This is a genomic window from Thalassolituus marinus, assembly GCF_020320395.1.
GTDB classification, from domain to species: Bacteria; Pseudomonadota; Gammaproteobacteria; order Pseudomonadales; family Oceanobacteraceae; genus Venatoribacter; species Venatoribacter marinus.
The window spans coordinates 1-4,713 of sequence record NZ_JAEDAH010000072.1 but is presented as its reverse complement, the minus strand read 5'-3'; the positions used below and the strand labels follow the sequence as shown (position 1 = coordinate 4,713).

6 protein-coding genes are annotated in these 4,713 nt (G+C 52.6%); 2 read left to right on the top strand and 4 right to left on the bottom strand.

Annotated features, from left to right (window positions below; all coding sequences use genetic code 11):
- Positions 1–103 precede the first annotated feature (103 nt).
- Positions 104–1,171, bottom strand: coding sequence for a 3-deoxy-7-phosphoheptulonate synthase (locus tag I9W95_RS12380; protein ID WP_225675332.1), 1,068 nt, complete (start codon positions 1,169–1,171; stop codon positions 104–106).
- Positions 1,172–1,221: 50 nt separating this feature from the next.
- Between I9W95_RS12380 and I9W95_RS12375 the strand changes: the two genes are divergently transcribed.
- Positions 1,222–2,139 carry a DUF72 domain-containing protein gene (locus tag I9W95_RS12375; RefSeq protein ID WP_225675330.1) on the top strand — a complete coding sequence of 306 codons (918 nt, stop codon included), beginning with the start codon at positions 1,222–1,224 and terminating at the stop codon, positions 2,137–2,139.
- Between the two features lie 12 nt (positions 2,140–2,151).
- On the opposite strand, the gene I9W95_RS12370 is transcribed toward I9W95_RS12375, so the two are convergent.
- Positions 2,152–2,331, bottom strand: a complete 180-nt coding sequence (locus I9W95_RS12370) for a MerR family transcriptional regulator (RefSeq protein WP_225675328.1) — start codon at positions 2,329–2,331, stop codon at positions 2,152–2,154.
- An 83-nt stretch (positions 2,332–2,414) separates the two neighbouring features.
- Positions 2,415–3,188 carry a sulfite exporter TauE/SafE family protein gene (locus I9W95_RS12365; protein WP_225675326.1) on the bottom strand — a complete coding sequence of 258 codons (774 nt, stop codon included), beginning with the start codon at positions 3,186–3,188 and terminating at the stop codon, positions 2,415–2,417.
- A 125-nt stretch (positions 3,189–3,313) separates the two neighbouring features.
- On the opposite strand from I9W95_RS12365, the gene cysB reads away from it, so the two are divergent.
- Positions 3,314–4,288, top strand: a complete 975-nt coding sequence (gene cysB, locus I9W95_RS12360; RefSeq protein WP_225675324.1) for an HTH-type transcriptional regulator CysB — start codon at positions 3,314–3,316, stop codon at positions 4,286–4,288.
- Positions 4,289–4,311: 23 nt separating this feature from the next.
- Here the strand turns inward: cysB and I9W95_RS12355 are convergent.
- On the bottom strand, positions 4,312–4,713 hold a 402-nt coding region (locus tag I9W95_RS12355), incomplete at its 5' end, for a transposase (protein WP_225674369.1).

Sequence of the window (4,713 nt, the reverse complement as noted above, 5' to 3'; positions counted from 1 at the left end):
GTTCCCCTGGGAGGCAGCAGGCATTGCGGATTTAAAAGTCGTTTATAGAAAACCGATATCTTTAAAACTGTGGGACAGCAGTGCGCTATTGCGGGCTTTTTTATTAACGTTTTGGCAGAACGTCTTTCAGCTTATCACGCATTTTGCGGATAGCGTCTTCAGTTTCATCCCAGCTGATACAGCCGTCGGTAACAGACAAGCCGTATTCCAGATCATCCAGGTTTGCAGGAATGTTCTGACGGCCGTGCTTCAGGTTGGATTCAACCATCAAACCAATGATCGATTTGTTGCCTTCCAGAATCTGGTTGGTCACGTTCTCAAGAACCAGAGGCTGCAGAGCAGGGTTCTTGTTAGAGTTCTCATGAGAACAGTCGATCATGATGTTCTGTGCCAGATCTGCCTTATCCAGAGCCTGCTCGGCCAGAGATACGTTCACAGAATCGTAGTTTGGTTTGCCACCGCCACCACGCAGAACAACGTGTGCATAAGGGTTGCCTTTGGTTGAAACGATCGACACTTTACCGCTCTGATCAATACCCAGGAAGCGGTGCGGATTGGCAACCGACATCAGGGCATTGGTAGCAACAGTGAGGCTGCCATCAGTACCGTTTTTGAAACCGACGGCAGATGACAGGCCGGATGCCATTTCACGGTGAGTCTGAGATTCAGTAGTACGTGCACCAATGGCCGACCAGGCGATCAGATCCTGCAGGTATTGCGGAGAAATCGGATCCAGCGCTTCGGTCGACAGTGCCAGACCGTGCTCAGCCAGATCGATCAGCAGGCGACGGGCAATATGCAGGCCGTCCTGAATTTTAAAGGTGTCGTTCATGTACGGGTCGTTAATCAGACCTTTCCAGCCGACGGTAGTACGAGGCTTTTCGAAGTAGACACGCATAACCAGATACAGGGTATCGGATACTTCATCTGCCAGCGCTTTCAGGCGCTCGGCATAGTCCTTGGCGGCATCGACGTCGTGAATGGAACATGGTCCGATCACCACAAAAATGCGGTGGTCCTTACGGTCCAGAATGTCACGGATTACCTGGCGGCCCTGCTGAACACTGCTGACGGCGGCCTCGGTGATCGGCATTTCCTGTTTCAGCTGATCCGGTGTGATCAGCGGTTCAATCGACTCAATATTGAGGTCTTCAACTCGTGTATCAGTCATTACTTGTCCTAAATTCCGCGCGGGTGTCAGTCTGTTACAATGGGTCGATTATGACAAATGAATCACGCCTTGCACATCCATTCTCCCTATCAGAGCTGATAGATGTCAGTAATTTGCACATCGGCTTGCCCATGTGGTTCATGTCCGGGTGGCGCGGACAGTTGCTCGGTAAGAAAACAACCACTGCAGATGCCTTGTCCGAGTATTCAAGGGTATTTTCCACCGTTGAAGGCAATACCACCTTTTACGGGCTCCCCAGAGAACAGCGTCTCAATGCCTGGCTGTCCATGGCCTCCGAGGATTTTCGTTTCTGTTTTAAACTTCCGCGTGAGATCTCCCATGCTCAGAATCTGCTTCGCGCGGCAGCGAAAGCGGTTGAGCTCGATATTTTTCTGCAGCGGCTGGGCGGGCGACTTGGTGTACTGATGATTCAGCTGCCGGCATCTTTTTCGCCATCCCGAATACGTGAGCTGGCTGAGCTCATTGATTATCTGCGTGCGCGAACATCGGCGGCCATTGCTGTTGAAGTGCGGCATCCGGACTTTTTTCGTAAGGATGACAATGAACGGATGCTGTTAAGGTTATTGGCTGATCACGGAGCTGATCGTGTCATTTTCGACTCGCGCGGTCTGATGGCTGACGACTCGACAGACGATGCAGTACTGGAGGCGCAGGGTAAAAAACCTAAATTACCGGTACACCCCATTGCAACCGCGGGCAATCCGGTGGTGCGTTTTATCGGTCACTCAGATTGGCAGAAAAATGAGAAATACCTGCTTCAGTGGCAGCAGAAGATTGTGCAGTGGTGTAAGGAAGGTAAGCAGTGCTGGTTTTTCGTTCACACCGCGTCGAATCAGGACGCGCCTGAATTTGCACGCTGGATCATGGATGTCTGGGGCACAAAGCATAAGTCGTGGCCCGGACAAGTTGATCCGGACCCTGTAAATGACCTGTTCAGTGGTCTTTAGCTTTGCGGCCTGTCAGCGCAGGCGTTCCTGCAGCTCTTTAAAGCGCGATACTTTTTCAGGTTCAAAAATCAGTTGCCCGTTTTCTTCCTGGCCGTCCAGCAGGCCTTCCCGTACGTAACGTTTGATCGTAACGGCTTTCATTGCCAGGATTTCGGCGACCTGATCCAGAGTCAGTTTTTGGGAATCGCTCACATCTCATCTCCTTCGTTGTTTCTCAAAGGATAGTCGCGTGGGCTTATCAGCACAGTTTCCTGAAACTGACTTTTATGACCCTGTCAGAAGAAAGCGTACTTCGCGCCCAGTGCCATCAACAAACTGGCGAGAACCGGCTTGAGGATGGACTCTGGCATATGGCGACTGATACGGCTGCCAAGGTGGATTGCCGGAATCGAGCCAATCAGCAGTGCGCCAAGCAGATAGAAGTCTACATTGCCAAGGTACATATGCATGAAACCCGCGCACAGTGTCAGTGGAACTGCGTGCGCAATATCAGTTCCGACCACGTGCGTTGAACGCAGAACCGGGTAGAACAGCATCAGGATGGCTGTGCCAATGGCTCCGGCGCCGACTGACGAGAGGGTAACAAAGACCCCGAGAAACACGCCCATCAGTACGGTGAAGTGTCCGCGGTAGCGAGCCAGCGCGGGGCTCCCGAAACGAGAGGTTTGCTGCTGGATGGTTTTGCGGCACAGAATAGAAACCGCCGTCAGCAACAGCATCACGCCCAGAGCATTGCTGAGCAGCGTTGCATAGTGATCCGGATGCTCAAACAGATACTTCAGGCTCAGGCCCGTCAGCAGTGCGGCAGGGATGCTCCCTATTGCCAGCAGACGAACGATATCCCAGCGCACATGCCCCTGGCGGTGATGGCTCCAGGCGCCACCAGCTTTGGTCAGGCCTGCATACATAAGGTCGGTGCCCACTGCAATCTGCGGCGGAAAGCCGAACAGCAGGAGAAGAGGGGTCATCAGGGCACCGCCACCGATGCCCGTGATACCAACGATAAACCCGACCGCAGCACCGGCGGCTATATATAACAAAATATCCATGAGATATGGTCTAAACTAACACTACTGGCTCTAAGGGACGTTAATTTAGAGCCTGCTATCTATTCTGGAAAAGAATATTTGTTTATATTTTTATAACAATTACCAAGGTCCGGCAGGGAGGTTCTATGAAATTGCAGCAGTTGCGTTACATCTGGGAGGTGGCACACCACGATCTGAATGTGTCCGCTACCGCCCAGGTGCTGTACACCTCGCAGCCGGGCATCAGTAAGCAGATTCGTTTGCTGGAAGACGAACTGGGCGTTGAGATCTTTGCCCGCAGTGGCAAGCACCTGACTCGGATCACTCCCGCGGGGGAGGCAATCCTTGAGGTGGCTGGTGAGATTCTGCGCAAAGTAGAGAGCATCAAGCAAGTCGCTCAGGAGTTCTCTGACGAAACCAAAGGTAGCTTGTCGATTGCCACTACCCACACTCAGGCACGTTACGCACTGCCGCCCGTGATTGAGAACTTTATGGGGCAGTATCCGGACGTGTCGCTGCACATGCATCAGGGCACACCAATGCAGATTGCCGAGATGGCTGCCAACGGTACCACAGATTTCGCTATTGCCACCGAGGCGATGGAGTTATTTGGTGATCTGGTGATGATGCCGTGTTATCGATGGAATCGAAGCATCCTGGTGCCCAGGAATCATCCGCTGGCTCAGCATCCACGGCCTACGCTTGAGCAGATTGCAGCCTATCCTATTGTGACCTACGTATTTGGCTTTACCGGTCGTTCACGACTGGATGATGCCTTTAAAAACCGCGGTTTAACCCCGCGAGTAGCCTTCACCGCTGCGGATGCAGACGTTATTAAGACCTATGTTCGTCTCGGTGTCGGTGTTGGTATCGTTGCCAGCATGTCTATTGACCCTGAAGCTGACTCCGATCTCGTTGCTCTTGATGCCAGCCATCTGTTTACGCCGAGCGTGACCAAGATCGGTTTCCGTAAGGGAACCTTCCTGCGTGGCTACATGTTCGACTTTATTCGCGCATTTGCTCCGCATCTGACCCGGGATCTGGTAGAGAAGGCCGCGCAATGCCATAACAAACAGGAAATTGAAGAGCTGTTCCGTGGCGTAGCGCTTCCCGAGCATTAATATCCGGCCGTAAAAAAAAAGGTTCATCGCGCCTTACCGGGAAACGCTGCTTTTATCTTCAGGAAGAAGTATTCGTTGTCCCGGTAGCCATAGGCCATCCGCTTGATGACCTTTATCTTGTTATTCATCCCTTCCAGGACGCTGGTATTCATCCGGTAAACAGCGCTGGCGATAATGCCTTCGATATAGCCTTTGAGGCGTCTGGCAAATTGCTGAACCGGCGCCAGCCCACTGCTCATTGCCAGATTCAGCCAGTCTTGCCAGCGTTGCTTGGCTTCGCCCTCTGAAGGGGCGTACCAGAGCTCTTTGAGCTGGTCTTTGAGTACGTAGACGGTCATCAGAGGCTGGTTGGCTTGCAGCAACTCTTCGAGCTTCAGAGCCTGTTCATCTTGGAGGTTGGCCCGGTTTCTGAGCAACAGCCAACG